A 16,546-nucleotide genomic window follows, 5' to 3' on the forward strand; every position below is an offset into this window, starting at 1 on the left:
CGGCGATCTCGAGATCCTTCCGATGATCCCGAGGGCCGTCGCTCCCGGCGGGTGCGAGGGTCGGCAGGATCGCAGCATGACCTCCTCAGCGATCTTCCTCCACCCCGCTCCCGCCTCGCGTGTCCCGGCCTCACCCGACGACGCCGCCCTGTTCCACGCCGCTCACGGGTCCCGGCGGGGTGCGGCCGAGGCGAGCCTCGTGCTCGTCCCGTTCCGGGCCGGCGCGCCGAGCGGCTCGCTCCGTTTCGAGCTGTCGGGGGCGGATCCGTCCCTGATCGCGCGGGCCAGCCTCGGTGCGCTCGGCCGGTTCGGGCGGGTGCAGCGAGCACTCGCGCTGGTGCATCCCGGCGAGGCGGGTCCGGAGTCGTGCGAGGGACTCGTCGCCGCCCTCGAGGAGCGTGCGCGCCGGCTCCCCGGCCTCGCCCTCCGCGTCGCCGTGCTCCCGTCGTCCGGCCGCGACGACGGGCTCGAGGCCGGCGACCGGGACGACCCGCGAGCGGTGGCCGCCGCGGTCGACCGTCTCCTCGACCGCCACCCGCGGGCCGAACTGCCCGACGTGCTGTTGCACGGCGTCGACGACCTCGTCGGGCGAGCTCTCACCGGTCCCGATCCCGAGGTCCGGCCTGCGGGCCTGGCTGCGCTCGTCGTGGCCGTGCAGCGCAGCCGCGGTGCGGACCGCGTGCTGCGGTCGGCGCGGAGCGGTGACCCCGGCGCGGCGGGAGCGCTCGCCCCGCTGCTCCGCCGTGCCGCCGTCGTCGCACCCGCGAGCGAGCGAGCCGGAGTGCTCGTCCTCCTCGCGCGGATCCTGGCCGGTGAGGGCCGTGCCGACGAGGCCGGACGGCTCGCCGACGAGGCCGTCGCTCTCGATCCGCACCACGCAGGTGCGCGCCGGGTCGCGGCCGCACTCGCCGCCGATCGGCGGGAGCGCGCCGCGTGAGGTCGCTAGAGCCGCGACCAGGCCTCGGTGAGAACGCTCCGGAGGATCTGCTCGATCTCGTCGAACTCGCGCGGGCCGATGGTGAGCGGCGGTGCGAGCTGCACGACGGGATCGCCTCTGTCGTCCGCCCGGCAGTACAGCCCCGCGTCGAAGAGCCCCTTCGAGAGGAATCCGCGCAGCAGCCGCTCCGACTCGTCCTCGTCGAACGTCTCCTTCGTCGCCTTGTCCTTCACCAGCTCGATGCCGAAGAAGTAGCCGTCGCCCCGGACGTCGCCGACGATCGGCAGGTCGAGCAGCTTCTCGAGCGTGGACCGGAAGACGGGCGAGTTCTCTCGCACGCGCTCGTTCAGGCCCTCCTCCTCGAAGATGTCGAGGTTCTCGAGCGCGACCGCGGCCGAGACGGGGTGGCCGCCGAAGGTGTAGCCGTGCGGGAAGACGACCTGACCGTGGCGGAAGGGCTCGTAGATCCGATCGCTGACGATCGTCGCGCCGATGGGGGAGTAGCCGCTGGTCATCCCCTTCGCGCAGGTGATCATGTCCGGCACGTAGCCGTACTCGTCGCAGGCGAACATGTGCCCGATACGGCCGAACGCGCAGATCACCTCATCGGACACCAGCAGCACGTCGTGCTTGTCGCAGATCTCGCGGACCCTCTGGAAGTACCCGGGAGGGGGCGGGAAGCAGCCGCCCGAGTTCTGCACGGGTTCCAGGAACACGGCGGCCACCGTGTCCGGCCCCTCGAACTCGATCATCTCCTCGATGCGGTTCGCCGCCCACAGGCCGAACGCCTCCAGGTCGTCGCCGTGCTCGGGAGCCCGGTAGAAGTTGGTGTTGGGGACACGGAAGCCGCCCGGCACCAGCGGTTCGAACATCGACTTCATCCCGGGGATGCCCGTGATCGCGAGCGCTCCCTGGGGAGTGCCGTGATACGCGACCGAGCGCGAGACGACCTTGTGCTTGCCCGGCTTGCCCTGCAGCTTCCAGTAGTGCTTGGCGAGCTTGAACGCCGTCTCCACCGCCTCGCCGCCGCCGGTCGAGAAGAAGACCCGGTTCAGGTCGCCCGGCGCGTGGTCAGCGAGCCGGTCGGCCAGCTCGATCGCCGAGGGGGTCGCGTAGGACCAGAGCGGGAAGAAGGAGAGCTCGGACGCCTGCTTCGCCGCGGCCTCCGCCAGTCGGCGCCGCCCATGTCCCGCATTGACGACGAAGAGGCCGGACAGGCCGTCGAAGTACTTGCGCCCGGTGCTGTCCCAGATGTGGTGTCCCTCGCCGCGCGTGATGATCGGCACGCCCGCGCCGGAGTCCATCGTCGACTGACGGGTGAAGTGCATCCAGAGGTGGTCCTTCGCCTTCTTCTGCAGGGAGGCGTCGTCGATCCCCCCAGGCGCGTCGGTCCCGCGGACGGGATCGCCCGACTCGAGGCCGGAGGTCGAGAAGGCTGTCTCGGTGGTCATCTTTTACCGCGTTCCCCAGTTGTAGAACTGCTTGTGGAGCTTCAGATAGACGAAGGTCTCGGTCGAGAGCACGCCGGGAAGCGACCGGATCTCCTGGTTGAGCAGGGCGATCAGATCGTCGTCGTTCTCGCACACGACCTCGGCGAGGATGTCGAAGGAGCCGGCCGTCAGCACGACGTAGTCGACGGCGGGGATGGAGGCGAGCCGGTCCGCGACGTCGCGGGTGTCGCCGGTGACGCGCACACCGATCATCGCCTGGCGGTAGAAGCCGAGCTGCATCGGATCCGTCACCGCGACGATCTGCATGACGCCCGACTCGGTGAGCTTCTGCACCCGCTGCCGGACGGCCGCCTCGCTCAGGCCCACGGCCTTGCCGATCTCGGCGTACGAGCGCCGACCGTCGGCCTGCAGCTGCTCGATGATCGCCTTCGACACCTCGTCGAGCTGGACAGGACGCTGAGAGGGCGGGCGAGACGGGGCCATGCGGCGATTCTGGCAGTCCACGGGTGCCCGGGCAAGTGGATCCGCACGTCGGAGCTCGATCCGGCATCGGATCCGGAGGTCGGAGCGTCGACCCGTCTGCGCGACGGACATCGGGCGACAGCGATGGCGGCCGGCTCGGCGGAGGGCCGTCAGCGACTACCATCGGGAGGCGGCCGGGCACCCCTGGCGCCGGCGGTCACGGGCCGTCGGACCGGACGACCGCGGGCCACGGGGATGCGAGGAGCAGCGATGACGCAGATCGGCCGCAGCCGCGCGTCCGTCACCGTCCCCGTCTCCGCCTGGAGCTCCGACGCACCCTCGGCCGAAGTCACCCTCGGCTGGGCCGCGCGCACCGAGACCGGCCACGTGCGCAGCGCGAACGAGGACAGCTACCTCGCCAAGAGCCCGCTCTTCGCTGTCGCCGACGGGATGGGCGGGCACGCGGCAGGAGAGGTCGCCAGCGACGCGGTCGTGTCCCGCCTGTCCACCGCGGCGCTCGGCGCGACCGTCGGAGCGGAGGAGATCGACCGGGCGCTTCGGGAGGCGGTCGGGGACATCGCCCGGCAGTCGCACACGGCCGACGTCGGCACCGGGACCACGGTCACCGGGATCGCGCTCACGGTGGTCGGGGGAGAGCCCTACTGGTCCGTCTTCAACATCGGCGACTCGCGCGTGTACCTGAGCGTCGCCGGGACCCTCGTGCAGCTCACCGTGGACCACTCCATCGTCCAGGAGCTGGTCGATGCGGGCCTGATCTCCCGCGACGAGGCCGACGTGCATCCGCACAGCAACGTGATCACCCGCGCGGTCGGCTTCCACGAGGCGCCCGTCCCCGACTACCGGCTCGTGCCCGTCCTCGCCGGATCGCGTCTGCTGATCTGCTCGGACGGACTCACGAAGGAGCTGACCGATGCCGGCGTCGGCCACCTGCTCAGCGGCACCGGCTCCGCTCAGGAGGCGGCCGACGCCCTGGTCGACGCCGCGCTGGACAACGGCGGGCGCGACAACGTCACCGTGATCGTCGTCGACGTCCTCGCGGTCACCGGCGACGAGGAGGCCGGCGCACCGGTCTGACGAGCAGCGCCCCGGCACGGGGCGGCCGCGGTCGTGGTGCCGCCGGACCGCCCGCACGCTCCTAACGGCCGTACGACGGTCCTGCGCCTGCCGGTTCGCGTCGGGTTCGGCCGGCTCGGGGCTCCCCGCGCCGGCGCTGGGTACGATGGTGAGCGGAAGGGCGTTCTCGGTGATCTGCAGCACGTGTGGCTCCAACCTCGCTCCCGGGGCGATCCTCTGCGGCGAGTGCGGTTCGTCGGTGGCGGCGCATGCCACGACGGGTGCGTCCCGCCCCTCGTCCTCCGGCGACACGACGGTCCTCGATCCGTCCCGCCGTGCCTGGCTGCCGGGCCTGGCCCCCGGCCGGCACCGGCGTCCCGCCCCAGGCGCTCCGATGGCGCCGCCCTCGCAGGGGCTCGTGCGCCTCAGCTTCGCGACCGGGCAGCACGCGATCGTGACCGGCAACGGCCTGATCGGACGCCAGCCGCTCCCGGACCCCAACGAGACGTTCCGGCACATCCTCGCGATCCCGGATCCGTCGCGATCCCTCTCCAAGACCCACCTCGAGTTCGGCTTCGACGAGGGCGGGCTCTGGGTCAGAGACCGCTGGTCGGCCAACGGGTCCGTGCTGGTCGCGCCGACCCAGGCGCCACTCCCGCTCGAGGCCGGCCGCCGCTACCGCGCGAAGCTCGGCAGCCGGATCCTGCTCTCCTCCGTCGAGATGGCGGTCGAGCGCGTCGACGGGTCCGCCGGCGGCTCGGGACGCCCGCCCATCACCCGCTGACGGCACGGCCTCCGGGGACCGAATCGGCGGTCGACACGGCCTCCGGGTGCGGAATTCGTGACGATCATGTTTCCGGATGAGCGTTCTCCTCCGTTCGCCGTGACAGGCGGATGAGCGCTGTGCCAGTATTTCCCCACGTTCGGCCCCCGAGGCACGAGCCCCGACGCAGTCAGGAGCCCCCGCCATGACCCGTCCCCTCCCGAGGGATCCCGTCCTCCGCCGGGCCGTCGCCGCGGCACGCTCGCACGAGCGCGAGCGCCGGGCGGTCCTCTCGCGTCGGGCGGTCCTCGGCGGGATCGGCCTCGGAGCGGGTGCCCTCGCCCTGGCCGCCTGCGCCCCGCAGACCCGTGCCGCTCCGACCGCCGCCGCCGACGGATCGGCCGGCGACCCGCGCCTGGTGTGGGACAACTGGCCCGCCTACATGGACGAGGACGACGACGGGAACCACCCCACGCTCCAGGGCTTCGAGGAGCAGACGGGCATCGCGGTGACCTACAACGTCGCCGTCGACGACAACAACTCGTACTACGGCAAGGTGAAGGACCAGCTCGCGCTCGGGCAGTACATCGGCGCCGACACGGTCTGCCTGACGGAGTGGATGGTCTCGCGCCTGGTCCGCCGCGGCTACGTGCAGGAGCTCGACCACGCGAACATCCCGAACATCGCCAACCTCACGCCCTCGCTGGCGAACCCCGACTTCGATCCGGGCCGCCGGCTCTCCCTCCCGTACCAGGCGGGGTTCTCGGGCATCTGCTGGAACAGGGAGAAGCTGCCGAACGGGCTCTCGAGCATCGAGGAGCTGTGGGATCCGTCGCTCCGCGGCCGCGTCGGCGTGCTGAGCGAGATGCGCGACACGATCGGGCTCATCATGCTCGCTCAGGGGACGGACATCGCCGGTTCCTGGGGCGACGACGAGTACATGAACGCGATCGACGTCTTCCGCGAGCAGGTCGACGCCGGACAGATCCGCAACATCAAGGGGAACGCGTACCTCAACGACCTGCAGAACGAGGACACCCTCGCGGCGATCTGCTGGTCCGGCGACATCACCCTGATCAACGCCGAGGCCGGCGACAAGTGGGAGTTCGCCTTCCCCGACTCGGGCGGCGCGCTCTGGAACGACACCTTCGTGGTCCCGATGGGCTCCGAGCGCAAGGCCAACGCCGAGGCCCTGATGAACTACTACTACGAGCCCGAGGTCGCCGCCGAGGTGGCCGCCTGGGTCAACTACACCACCCCCGTGGATGGAGCGAAGGACGTCATGGAGAGCATCGATCCGGAGCTGGCCGAGAACCAGCTGATCTTCCCCGACGAGGACACGCTCGCGCAGGCGCACGTGTTCCGGACCCTGACCGCCGCGGAGGAGAAGGAGTACCAGGCCGAGTTCCAGAAGGTGCTCCTGGGCATCTGATGGCGATCGGGACCTTCGCCGAGAGCGGCGCCGACCTCCAGCTGGTCGGGATCAGCAAGCAGTACCCGGGCTTCACGGCCATCGACTCCCTGGACCTCACCATCCCGGCGGGCTCCTTCTTCGCCCTGCTGGGCCCCTCGGGCTGCGGCAAGACGACGACGCTGCGCCTGGTCGCCGGGCTCGAGGAGCCCTCCGCCGGCCGGATCCTCATCGGCGGGCGGGACGTCACCGAGACGAAGACGTACCAGCGGCCCGTCAACACCGTGTTCCAGTCGTACGCGCTGTTCCCGCACATGTCGATCCTCGAGAACGTCGCCTTCGGCCTGAAGCGGCGGAGGATCGCCGACCCCGTCGGCAAGGCGCACGAGGCGCTCCGCCTGGTCGAGCTCGACCACCTCGCCCAGCGCCGCCCCGCGCAGCTCTCCGGTGGTCAGCAGCAGCGGGTCGCCCTCGCGCGCGCGCTCGTCAACCGGCCCGCCCTGCTCCTGCTCGACGAGCCGCTCGGCGCCCTCGACCTCAAGCTCCGCCGGCAGATGCAGCTGGAGCTCAAGTCGATCCAGGAGGAGGTGGGCCTCACCTTCCTCCACGTCACGCACGACCAGGAGGAGGCCATGACGATGGCCGACACCGTCGCGGTGATGAACAAGGGCAGGATCGAGCAGATGGGCGCGCCGGAGGAGCTCTACGAGCTCCCGCGCACCGCGTTCGTCGCGAACTTCCTCGGCCAGTCCAACCTCTTCACGGGTGAGGTGGTCGGCAGCACCGACCGCGCACTCACCGTCGACGCGGGCGGGCACCGGATCGTCGTGCCCGTCGCCCGCTGCGCCCGCACGAGCGGGGAGATCACCGTCGGCGTCCGCCCCGAGAAGCTCCTGCTGCTGACGCAGGAGCCGCCGTCGGACTCCGGCCGGAACGTGCTCGGGCCCGGCCGCGTGGTCGACGTCTCCTTCAGCGGGGTCAGCACCCAGTACACGATCCGGATGCCGGGCCTGGGCCCGGTGGTCGTCTTCGCGCAGAACATGGTCTTCGGGCCGGTCGTCGGCGAGGGAGCGGAGGTGTGGGTCGGCTTCAGCACCGAGCACGGCTTCGGACTCGCGGACGAACCGGGCTCGGTCCCGCGCTTCGAGGCGGACGACTCCACCAGCGCCATCGCCGTGCAGCGCCGGGGGCTCCTGGCCGGTCGCAGCGGGGGAGCGTAGGCATGGCCTTCGCCGCCTTCGCCACGGGGCAGGCGGATCCTCAGGACGCTCCGGTCCGCCGGCGGTCGACGATCGCGCTGGTCCTGCTGCTGCCGGGCATCGCCTACATGCTGCTGTTCTTCCTGGCGCCGCTCATCTCGCTCGTGCTCACGTCCTTCCAGGCCGAGGTGCCGGACGGGGACATCGGCGAGTACGCCCCCGGCTTCGCCTGGCAGAACTACCTCGTGGTGATGGGCGACTACTGGCCGCACGTGCTCCGCTCCTTCGGCTACGCGCTGATCGCGACGGTGCTCGCGCTGGTGATCAGCTACCCGCTGGCCTACTTCATCGGAGTGAAGGCGCGGCCCTGGCCGCTGCTGCAGAACCTGCTCCTCACGCTGGTGATCGCGCCCTTCTTCATCAGCTTCCTGCTCCGGACGCTGGCGTGGAAGCAGATCCTCGCGGACGAGAGCCCGCTCGTGCAGGCGCTCAAGGCCGTGGCGGTCCTGCCGAGCGACGGCCACCTCACGGGGACGCCGATCGCCGTGATCTTCGGCATCACCTACAACTTCATCCCGTTCATGACGCTGCCGCTGTACACGACGCTCGAGCGCCTCGACGTGCGCTTCCTGGAGGCAGGGTCGGATCTCTACGCGCACCCCGCCTCCGTGTTCTGGAGCGTGACCGTCCCCCTGTCGATGCCGGGCATCGTCTCGGGCACGCTGCTGACGTTCATCCCCGCGGCTGGCGACTACATCAACGCGAGCCGGGACTTCCTCGGCTCGTCGCAGACCTCGATGGTGGGCAACGCGATCGAGGCGAACTTCCTCTCGCTCGAGAACTACCCGGCGGCCGCCGCGCTCTCGATCGTGCTGATGGCCGTGATCCTGGTCATCGTCGGCTTCTACGTGAAGCGCAGTGGAACGGAGGACCTCCTGTGACCGCGACGGCCGACCGTCCGCTCGCGAGCGCCCAGGAGGCGCTCGGCGCGCCGCCCCCCGCCCCGGTCCGGGGCCGCCGCCGCTTCCGCGGCCTCGGGCTCGGCGTCTACACGGCGCTGGCGCTGCTCTTCCTGCTCATCCCGATCGGGTACACCTTCGTCTTCTCCTTCAACGACTCGGGGAAGAGCAACCTCGCCTGGCGCGGTTTCACCCTCGACAAGTGGGTGTCGGCCTGGACCAGCGAGGAGGTGATGACCGCCTTCGGGAACAGCCTGCTGGTCGGTGTGATCGCCACTGTGCTGGCCACTGCGCTCGGCACCATGATCGCCATCGCGCTCGTGCGATTCCGCTTCCGGTTCCGGTCGGCGATCAGCCTGCTGCTGTTCCTCCCCATGGCGACTCCGGAGGTGGTGCTCGGAGCCGGCCTCGCCGCGCAGTTCCTCAGCGTGGGCGCCGAGAAGGGGCTGGTCACGATCGTGCTGGCGCACACGATGTTCTGCATCAGCTTCGTCGTGGTCACCGTGAAGGCGCGGGTGGCGAGCCTGGACCCGAAGCTGGAGGAGGCGGGACGCGACCTCTACGCGTCGCCGAACCAGGTCTTCTGGCGGATCACCTTCCCGCTGCTGCTGCCCGGCATCCTCGCCGCGGCGCTGCTCTCGTTCGCGTTGAGCTTCGACGACTTCATCATCACGAACTTCAACTCCGGATCGGTCACCACGTTCCCGAAGTACATCTACATCGCGGCGGCGCGCGGCATCCCGGCGGAGGCGAACGTCATCGCATCGGCGGTGTTCGTCCTGGCGATCCTCGTGGTGGTGATCACGCAGGTCTCCGCGGCGGCCCGGGCGAAGCGCCTCGCGCGCGAGCAGTAGCTCAGGGCGTGCCGGGACGTGCGGTCAGACGTAGGAGGCGCGGATCGCGCCGACCGGGCGCCCGCCGCCCGACACGACCGGGTTCAGCCGCACCAGCACGTCGTTCGCCGCGGTCCGGTCCACCGCGTCCGCCTCGACCAGGAGCTTCAGCGCGACCACGGTCGCGGCGCGGAGGCTCCCGTCGAGGATCTTCAGGGCGACGGTGGTGCCGTCGGGCGAGGCCATCACGAGCACGCCCTCGGCGCCGAGCTTGGCGACCAGGCCCAGGCGCTCGATCACGACGGTGTTGTCCCGGCCCGGGCCGTCGATCGCCCACGCGTTCTCGAGGATCGCGGCCGTGAGGACGCCGGCCTGGCGGTAGAGGCCGAACGGTGAGGCGGGGGAGGAGGACACGATCCGCGAGATGCCCTTCGCCAGCGCGGTCAGAGGAAGGGCGTGCACGGGAGCTCCGCAGCCGTCGATTCCCGAGGCCACGACGCGCTCGCCGGTGAGGCGCTCGATCGTGTCGACGATGTGCTGCTGCAGCGGGTGCGTCCGCTCGAGGTAGTCCTCGGTGCTCCAGCCGTTCTGCACGCAGGCCAGCAGCATCGCCGCGTGCTTGCCCGAGCAGTTCATGTAGAGCGGGTCCGGAGTCGCGCCCGCCCGCAGCAATTGAGCGCGGGTCCCGGAGTCGCCGGGCCAGTCGGCCGGGCACTGCAGGGCGGTGTGGTCCAGGCCGGCGCGGAAGAGCAGGTTCTGCACCAGCGCCACGTGCTGGGGGATGCCGGCGTGGCTCGCGGTGGCGATGACCGCCTCCGCGCCGTACAGCTCGACTCCGGCGGTCATCACCGCGAGGGCCTGGAACGGCTTGAGGCAGGAGCGGGGGAAGACGGGAGCCGTCGGGGTGCCGAGGCTGCGGGCGACGCGGCCCTCGGAGTCGAGGAGGACGGCGGAGCCGGCGTGGCGCGACTCGACGAACCCGGATCGCTCGACGACGGCCAGCTCGACGGACTCGGCGACGGTGAAGGTTCCTGCTGGCATCCCCCCATCCTGCCCGATGCGCCGACCGGTCCCGCGCTCCCGGAGACGCCGAAGGCCACCGGGGAGCGCCTCGGCGCCCGCGGTGGCCTTCGGAGGATCGCGCCTAGAGGGTGGCGAACGCGTCGGCGATGACCGACACGGCGTCGTCGAGCAGCTCGTCGGTGAGGGCGAGGCTCGGCAGGAAGCGGACCACGTTGCCGTAGGTGCCGGCGCTCAGCACGAGGACCCCGTGCTGGGCGGCGTAGTCGATGATCGCCTGGACCGCGACGGCGTTCGGCTCCTTCGTGGTGCCGGCGGTGCCGGGCTGCACGAGCTCCATCGCCATCATCGCGCCGATGCCGCGGACGTCGCCGATGATGTCGTAGCGCTCCTGCAGGCCTCGCAGCGCCGCGCCCAGGCGTGCGCCGATCCGGTCGGCCTCGGCGAGGAGGCCCTCGCGCTCGATGCGCTCGAAGACCGCGACGGCGGCGGCGGCGGCGACGGGGTTCCCGCCGAAGGTGCCGCCCAGTCCGCCGGCCTGCGCCGAGTCCATGATCTCGGCGCGGCCCGTCACGCCCGCGAGCGGCAGGCCGCCGGCGATGCCCTTGGCCGAGAGGACGAGGTCGGGGACGAGGCCGAGGTGCTCGCTGGCGAACCAGGCGCCGGTGCGGGCCATGCCCGACTGGATCTCGTCGGCGACGAAGACGATGCCGTTGGCCGTGCACCACTCCTGCAGTGCCGGGAGGAAGCCGTCGGCGGGGACCATGAAGCCGCCCTCGCCCTGGATGGGCTCGGCGACGAGGCAGGCCAGGGCGGACGCGCCGACGGTCTTCTCGAGGTACGAGATCGCGCGCTGGGCGGCCTCGGCTCCCGACAGGCCGTCGTGGTACGGGTACGAGCTCGGCGCACGGTGGACGTCGCTGGCGAAGGGTCCGAAGCCCAGGCCGTAGGGCAGCGCCTTGAAGTTCATGGCCATCGTGAGGTTCGTGCGTCCGTGGTACGCGTGGTCGAGCACCGCGACGCCGGGGCGGCCGGTGTGCTTGCGCGCGATCTTGACGGCGTTCTCGACCGCCTCGGCACCGGAGTTGACCAGGACGGTCTTCTTGGCGAAGTCGCCGGGGGTGTGCTGGGCCAGCAGCTCCGCGACGCGGATGTAGGGCTCGTACGGAGTGACGGTGAAGAGGGTGTGCGTGAGGCGCGCGAGCTGCTCCGCGGCGGCCGCGACGACGGAGTCGTCGGTGTGCCCGATCGTCGTGACGCCGATGCCGGCGCCGAGGTCGATGAAGCTGTTGCCGTCGACGTCCACCAGGATCGCGCCGTGCGCGCGGTCGATGTAGACGGGGAGCGCGGTGCCGACGCCGGTGGGCACGACGGCGAGGCGGCGCTCGTGCAGGGCCCGGGATCGCGGCCCGGGGATCTCGGTCGCGACGCGCCGCTCCTGGGGGACTGCGGACGTGGGAACCTGGGGGGCGAGCGTGTCTGTCATGGTCCTCGGAGTCTACCCGCGGGGGTTCCGCGTCCAGAGGTCCAGACCGGCGCGACCGGCCTGATCCACCGCCGTCGAGGAGGAGCCCGATGAAGTCCGAGCACGAGTACGCGGTGTCCGTCGTCTGGGAGGGCGACCGGGGCACCGGCACGAGCGGCTACCGCGAGTACGGGCGCCAGCTGACCGTCACGGCGGAGGGCCCGGCGCCCATCCTCGCCTCGGCCGACACGCCCTTCCGGGGCGACGCCGACCGCTGGAACCCGGAGCAGCTGCTCCTCGCGGCGCTCGCGCAGTGCCACCTCCTCTCCTACCTGCACGTGGCGGTCAAGAACGGAGTCGTCGTCACCGGCTACACGGACGACGCGGTGGGCTCGATGCTGCAGGAGGGGGAGAGCGGCCGCTTCACCTCGGTGACCCTCCGGCCCCGCGTCACTGTCGCCGAGGAGTCGATGGTGGCGATCGCCCAGACGTTGCACGCCGAGGCCTCCCGGCTCTGCTTCATCGCGAACTCGGTGAACTTCCCCGTCGCCCACGAGCCGGAGGCGTCCGCGCGCTGAGGCTCAGCGGCGCTCGTGCGGGAGCGCCCGGCGGATGCGCTCGACCGTGGTCGTCGGCGGCGACTCGTTGTACGCACCGGCGAGCTCCTGCCCGGAGAGCGCGTGGACGGCCGCCATCACCTCGTCGGTGGCGTGGCGTCGGGCGCGGCCGGAGTCGGCGGAGCCGTGCCGCGAGAGGTCCAGCGGAGCCCCGAAGCGGACCGTGATCCGGTGCAGGCGCGGCACCCTCGTGCCCACCGGCTGGAGCTCCTGCGTGCCGATCATGCCGACGGGGACCACCGGCGCGCCCGTGGTGAGGGCGAGCCACGCCACTCCGGTGCGGCCCTTGTAGAGGCGCCCGTCGCGGGAGCGGGTGCCCTCGGGGTAGACGGCGAACGCCTCGTCCCGCTCGAGGATCGCCCGGCCGAGGTCCAGCGCCTCCTGAGCGGCCTGGCCGGCGCCTCGCTCGACCGCGACCGCTCCGACGCTCGTGAAGAAGGCGCGCGAGAGGGCGCCCCGCACGCCGGTCCCCGTGAAGTAGTCCGACTTGGCCAGGAACTGCACCGGCCGCGGGGCGAGCAGCGTCAGCACCGGGGAGTCGATGAACGAGAGGTGGTTGGCCGCCAGGATCACGCGTCCCTCGGCCGGGACGTTGTCGCGCCCCTCCACGATCGGCCGGTAGACCAGCCGGCCGACGCCGCCGATGGACAGGCGCGCCAGACGCGCGGAGAGGCCGATCCCCGGGGGAGTCGGCCTCTCGTGGTCGTCGTCGATCCGCATTCCGACGAAGCTACCGGGGCGTCCATGCCGCTCCGGTCATGCGGCGGCTCAGCCGAACTGGGCGAGCGCCTCCTCGATGACCGTCGCGGCGTCGTCGATGAGCTCCTCGCTGATGACCACGCTCGGCATGATCCGCAGCACGCTGTCCCAGCTGCCCGCGTCGAGGACGATCACGCCGTTCGTGGTGGCGTGCTTCAGGATCGCCGTGAGCGCCTCCGGGTACTGCTTCTTCGTGCCCGGGTGGACGAGCTCGACGCCCCACATCGCGCCCTTGCCGCGGACCTCGCCCACGACCGCGAAGCGCTCGGCCCAGTCGCCGATCCGCGCCTGCAGCAGGCGCTCGACCCGCTGCGCCTCCTCCAGCAGGCCCTCGGACTCGATCGCCTCGAACGTCGCGAGCGCCGCGGCGGTGGAGACGGGGTTGCCGCCGAACGTGCCGCCGATGCCGCCGGGCTGCACGGCGTCCATGATCTCGGCGCGGCCGGTGACGGCGGCGAGCGGGAAGCCGCCGGCGATGCCCTTGGCCGTCGTGATGAGGTCCGGGACCACGCCGTGGTGCTCGATGGAGTACCAGGTGCCGGTGCGGGCGATGCCGGCCTGGATCTCGTCCGCGACGAAGACGATGCCGTTCTCGGTGCAGAACTCGGACAGGCGGCGGAAGTAGCCCGGCGCCGGGATGATGATGCCGCCGTCGCCCTGGATCGGCTCGACGAAGAGCGCGGCCAGCTCCTGCGCGCCGATGTGGGTGGTGATGTAGTCGATGGTGCGCTCGGCCGCCTCCTCGCCCGTCATGCCCTCGGGGTCGCGGAACGGGTAGCTGATCGGGAGGCTGTAGATCTCTCCCGGGAAGGGGCCCATGCCCGCGCGCTCCGGCCAGGGGCGGTAGGTCATCGCCATCGTGAGGTTGGTGCGGCCGTGGAAGGCGTGGTCGAGCGTCGCGATGGCGCGGCGGCCGGTGAACTTCCGCGCGATCTTGACGGCGTTCTCGACCGCCTCCGCGCCGGAGTTGACCAGGATCGAGTGCTTCTCGAAGTCCCCGGGGGTGATCTCGGCGAGCTTCTCGGCGACCCGGACGTAGTTCTCGTACGGAGTGACGGTGAAGAGGGTGTGCGTCAGCTTCTCGGCCTGCGCGGCGGCCGCCGCGGCGACCGCGGGGTGCGCGTGGCCGATGGTGGTCACTCCGATGCCGCAGCCGAGGTCGATCAGGCGGTTGCCGTCGACGTCGACCAGGACCGCGCCCGACGCGTGGTCCATGTAGATGTTCGCGAGCGTCCCGGCGCCGCGGGAGACGCTGGCGACGCGGCGCTCCTGGAGGGCGACGGAGCGCGGGCCGGGGAGCTCGGTGACGAGCTCTCGGGACTGGGGGACCGAGAATTCACGCATTCCCCGATGGTAGGCCTGGGACCGTTCGAGGTCCCGCACCCAGCGCGTTGCGAGGCGCGCCGTGCAGGATGGAGGCGATCCCCGAACGTCCACCGGCCGCCGCCGGTCACGAAAGGTGCCCCTGTGCGCAGAACCCTCGCGATCCTCGCCGTCCTCGGCGCCTCCCTGAGCCTGGCGGCCTGCACCCCCGGGGAGCCGGATGCAGCGCCGTCCGCCTCCGCCACCCCGCTCGGCTGCGCGACCGAGGGCGAGGCGACCGCCGCGGTGCAGACCAGCGGCGACTTCGCCACCAAGCCGGTCACCGTGTTCCCCAGCCCGGTCAGCGTGGACGCCACCGAGCGCTCGGTCGCGATCGAGGGCACCGGCGAGGAGGTCGCCGAGGGCGACACCGTGCTGGTCGACTACACGCTCTACAACGGGACGAGCGGTGCCGAGTTCTCGGCGAGCAGCTACGCGTCCGGTGGCCGCGCGGCCTTCGAGGTCGACACCGACCAGTACCTCGCCGGCCTCGTGAAGGCCGTCAACTGCGCGACCGTCGGCTCGCGCGTCGTCGCCGTCGTTCCCCCGGCCGACGCGTTCGGCGACGCCGGGCAGAGCCAGTTCGGCATCGCCGCGACCGACTCGATCGTCATGGTGATCGACGTCGAGCAGATCGTGCCGACCGCCGCCGACGGCGAGCCGCAGCCCCCGGTCGACGGCCTGCCGATGGTGGCGCTCGCCGAGGACGGGGCGCCCACCGTCACCATCCCCTCGACCGACCCGCCCGCCGACCTGCAGCTCGCCGTCCTCAAGAAGGGGAGCGGCGCGACCGTGGCCGACGGCGACCAGCTGATCGTGCAGTACCAGGGCGTGGTCTGGGGCACCGGCGAGGTGTTCGACCAGAGCTGGGGGAAGCCCGCTCCCGCCGCCTTCGGCACCGGCGACGTGATCGAGGGCTTCAAGGAGGCCGTGATCGGCCAGACCGTCGGCTCGCAGGTGCTCGTCACCATCCCGCCGTCGAAGGGCTACGGCGACCAGGGCAACCAGAACGCGGGGATCAGCGGGACCGACACCCTCGTCTTCGTGGTCGACATCCTCGCCATCAGCTGACCGGGAGGCGCTGGGCGCTCCGTGCCAGGATGGGCGGATGCGCAGGGTCATCATCCTCGGCTCGACCGGGTCCATCGGCACGCAGGCTCTCGACGTCATCGGTGCGAACCGCGAGCGGTTCGAGGTCGTCGGCCTCGCCGCCGGCTCGAACCGGGCGGCGGTCGCCGAGCAGGCGTCCGCGTTCGGCGTCGAGCACACGGCGTTCGGTGCGGAGGAGGCCGAGCAGCTGATCCGCTCGGTCGACGCGGACGTCGTGCTGAACGGGATCACCGGCTCGGTGGGGCTCGGCCCGACGCTCGCGGCGCTCGAGGAGGGCAGGACGCTCGCCCTCGCCAACAAGGAGTCGCTGATCGTCGGCGGCGAGCTCGTCACCTCGCTCGCCGGTCCCGGCCAGATCGTGCCGGTCGACTCCGAGCACTCCGCGATCGCCCAGGCCCTCCTCGCGGGCGAGCACCGCGAGGTCCGCCGCCTCGTGCTGACCGCGTCCGGCGGGCCGTTCCGGGGACGCGACCGCGCCTCCCTCCGCGACGTCACCCCGGCGCAGGCGCTCGCACACCCGACCTGGGACATGGGCCTGGTCGTCACGACCAACTCCTCCACCCTGGTCAACAAGGGGCTCGAGGTGATCGAGGCGCACCTGCTCTTCGACGTCCCCTACGACCGGATCGACGTCACCGTGCACCCGCAGTCGGTGATCCACTCGATGGTCGAGTACGTCGACGGCTCGACGATCGCCCAGGCCTCGCCGCCGGACATGCGGCTCCCGATCTCGCTCGGCCTCGACTGGCCGCACCGCGTCGCCGGGGTCGGCGTCCCGCTCGACTGGACCCGCTCCCACTCCTGGACGTTCGAGCCGCTGGACGAGGAGGCGTTCCCCTCGGTCCGGCTCGCGAAGCGCGTCGGGGAGGCGGGCGCCTCCTACCCGGCCGTGTTCAACGCGGCGAACGAGCAGGCCGTGCAGGCGTTCCATGCCGGGCGGATCGGCTACCTCGACATCCTCGAGACGGTGGAGGCGGTGGTCGACGCGCACAGCGTCGACGGCGCGCTCACCCGCGAGTCGCTGGCCGCGGCGGAGGAGTGGGCGCGCCGCACGGCGGACGAGCGGATCGCCGGAGTCTGACCAGGGGTCATCCGGACGGGCTCCGTCTCCGCGGATCCGTGTC

16 protein-coding genes are annotated in these 16,546 nt (G+C 71.7%); 10 read left to right on the forward strand and 6 right to left on the reverse strand.

Features of this window, described 5'->3' with window-relative positions; translation table 11 throughout:
- Positions 1 to 76 precede the first annotated feature (76 nt).
- Positions 77 to 937 (forward strand): hypothetical protein, encoded by an 861-nt coding sequence (locus C5C10_RS01525; RefSeq protein WP_104328347.1) that lies wholly within the window; start codon positions 77 to 79, stop codon positions 935 to 937.
- A gap of 5 nt (positions 938 to 942) precedes the next feature.
- On the opposite strand, the gene C5C10_RS01530 is transcribed toward C5C10_RS01525, so the two are convergent.
- Together C5C10_RS01530 and C5C10_RS01535 are read right to left on the reverse strand one after the other, a co-directional pair.
- On the reverse strand, positions 943 to 2,388 hold the full coding sequence (locus C5C10_RS01530; RefSeq protein ID WP_104223031.1) for an aspartate aminotransferase family protein: 1,446 nt from the start codon (positions 2,386 to 2,388) through the stop codon (positions 943 to 945).
- A 3-nt stretch (positions 2,389 to 2,391) separates the two neighbouring features.
- A complete protein-coding gene (locus C5C10_RS01535; RefSeq protein WP_104223032.1) occupies positions 2,392 to 2,871 on the reverse strand; it encodes an Lrp/AsnC family transcriptional regulator in 480 nt (159 codons plus the stop codon).
- Between the two features lie 249 nt (positions 2,872 to 3,120).
- Here C5C10_RS01535 and C5C10_RS01540 point away from each other — a divergent pair, with 249 nt between their 5' ends.
- From C5C10_RS01540 to C5C10_RS01565, 6 genes are all read left to right on the forward strand, one after another.
- Entirely contained in the window at positions 3,121 to 3,945 is an 825-nt protein-coding gene (locus C5C10_RS01540) for a PP2C family serine/threonine-protein phosphatase (protein WP_104225583.1), read from the forward strand.
- Positions 3,946 to 4,318: 373 nt separating this feature from the next.
- Positions 4,319 to 4,708 carry a hypothetical protein gene (locus tag C5C10_RS01545; protein WP_104328348.1) on the forward strand — a complete coding sequence of 130 codons (390 nt, stop codon included), beginning with the start codon at positions 4,319 to 4,321 and terminating at the stop codon, positions 4,706 to 4,708.
- A 184-nt stretch (positions 4,709 to 4,892) separates the two neighbouring features.
- On the forward strand, positions 4,893 to 6,119 hold the full coding sequence (locus C5C10_RS01550) for a PotD/PotF family extracellular solute-binding protein (RefSeq protein WP_104328349.1): 1,227 nt from the start codon (positions 4,893 to 4,895) through the stop codon (positions 6,117 to 6,119).
- Positions 6,119 to 7,318, forward strand: a complete 1,200-nt coding sequence (locus C5C10_RS01555; RefSeq protein ID WP_104328350.1) for an ABC transporter ATP-binding protein — start codon at positions 6,119 to 6,121, stop codon at positions 7,316 to 7,318. The genes C5C10_RS01550 and C5C10_RS01555 overlap by 1 nt, the downstream gene beginning before the upstream one ends.
- A gap of 2 nt (positions 7,319 to 7,320) precedes the next feature.
- A complete protein-coding gene (locus tag C5C10_RS01560) occupies positions 7,321 to 8,238 on the forward strand; it encodes an ABC transporter permease (RefSeq protein WP_104328351.1) in 918 nt (305 codons plus the stop codon).
- A gap of 116 nt (positions 8,239 to 8,354) precedes the next feature.
- A complete protein-coding gene (locus C5C10_RS01565) occupies positions 8,355 to 9,110 on the forward strand; it encodes an ABC transporter permease (protein WP_258060352.1) in 756 nt (251 codons plus the stop codon).
- A gap of 24 nt (positions 9,111 to 9,134) precedes the next feature.
- Here the strand turns inward: C5C10_RS01565 and C5C10_RS01570 are convergent, their stop codons facing one another.
- Together C5C10_RS01570 and gabT are read right to left on the reverse strand one after the other, a co-directional pair.
- A complete protein-coding gene (locus C5C10_RS01570) occupies positions 9,135 to 10,130 on the reverse strand; it encodes an asparaginase (protein WP_104328352.1) in 996 nt (331 codons plus the stop codon).
- Between the two features lie 103 nt (positions 10,131 to 10,233).
- A complete protein-coding gene (gene gabT / locus C5C10_RS01575) occupies positions 10,234 to 11,595 on the reverse strand; it encodes a 4-aminobutyrate--2-oxoglutarate transaminase (RefSeq protein ID WP_104223040.1) in 1,362 nt (453 codons plus the stop codon).
- A gap of 89 nt (positions 11,596 to 11,684) precedes the next feature.
- Between gabT and C5C10_RS01580 the strand changes: the two genes are divergently transcribed.
- On the forward strand, positions 11,685 to 12,152 hold the full coding sequence (locus C5C10_RS01580; protein ID WP_104223041.1) for an OsmC family protein: 468 nt from the start codon (positions 11,685 to 11,687) through the stop codon (positions 12,150 to 12,152).
- Between the two features lie 3 nt (positions 12,153 to 12,155).
- Here C5C10_RS01580 and C5C10_RS01585 read toward each other — a convergent pair whose 3' ends face one another.
- Together C5C10_RS01585 and C5C10_RS01590 are read right to left on the reverse strand one after the other, a co-directional pair.
- On the reverse strand, positions 12,156 to 12,911 hold the full coding sequence (locus C5C10_RS01585; protein WP_104223042.1) for a 1-acyl-sn-glycerol-3-phosphate acyltransferase: 756 nt from the start codon (positions 12,909 to 12,911) through the stop codon (positions 12,156 to 12,158).
- A 48-nt stretch (positions 12,912 to 12,959) separates the two neighbouring features.
- Positions 12,960 to 14,294 (reverse strand): aminotransferase class III-fold pyridoxal phosphate-dependent enzyme, encoded by a 1,335-nt coding sequence (locus C5C10_RS01590; protein ID WP_104223043.1) that lies wholly within the window; start codon positions 14,292 to 14,294, stop codon positions 12,960 to 12,962.
- A gap of 123 nt (positions 14,295 to 14,417) precedes the next feature.
- On the opposite strand from C5C10_RS01590, the gene C5C10_RS01595 reads away from it, so the two are divergent.
- On the forward strand, positions 14,418 to 15,383 hold the full coding sequence (locus C5C10_RS01595) for an FKBP-type peptidyl-prolyl cis-trans isomerase (RefSeq protein ID WP_181073361.1): 966 nt from the start codon (positions 14,418 to 14,420) through the stop codon (positions 15,381 to 15,383).
- Between the two features lie 37 nt (positions 15,384 to 15,420).
- Positions 15,421 to 16,503 (forward strand): 1-deoxy-D-xylulose-5-phosphate reductoisomerase, encoded by a 1,083-nt coding sequence (gene dxr, locus C5C10_RS01600; protein ID WP_104328354.1) that lies wholly within the window; start codon positions 15,421 to 15,423, stop codon positions 16,501 to 16,503.
- The last annotated feature ends 43 nt before the right edge of the window (positions 16,504 to 16,546 follow it).

This window comes from Rathayibacter sp. AY1A3 (genome assembly GCF_002930975.1).
In the GTDB taxonomy this organism is placed as follows: domain Bacteria; phylum Actinomycetota; class Actinomycetes; order Actinomycetales; family Microbacteriaceae; genus Rathayibacter.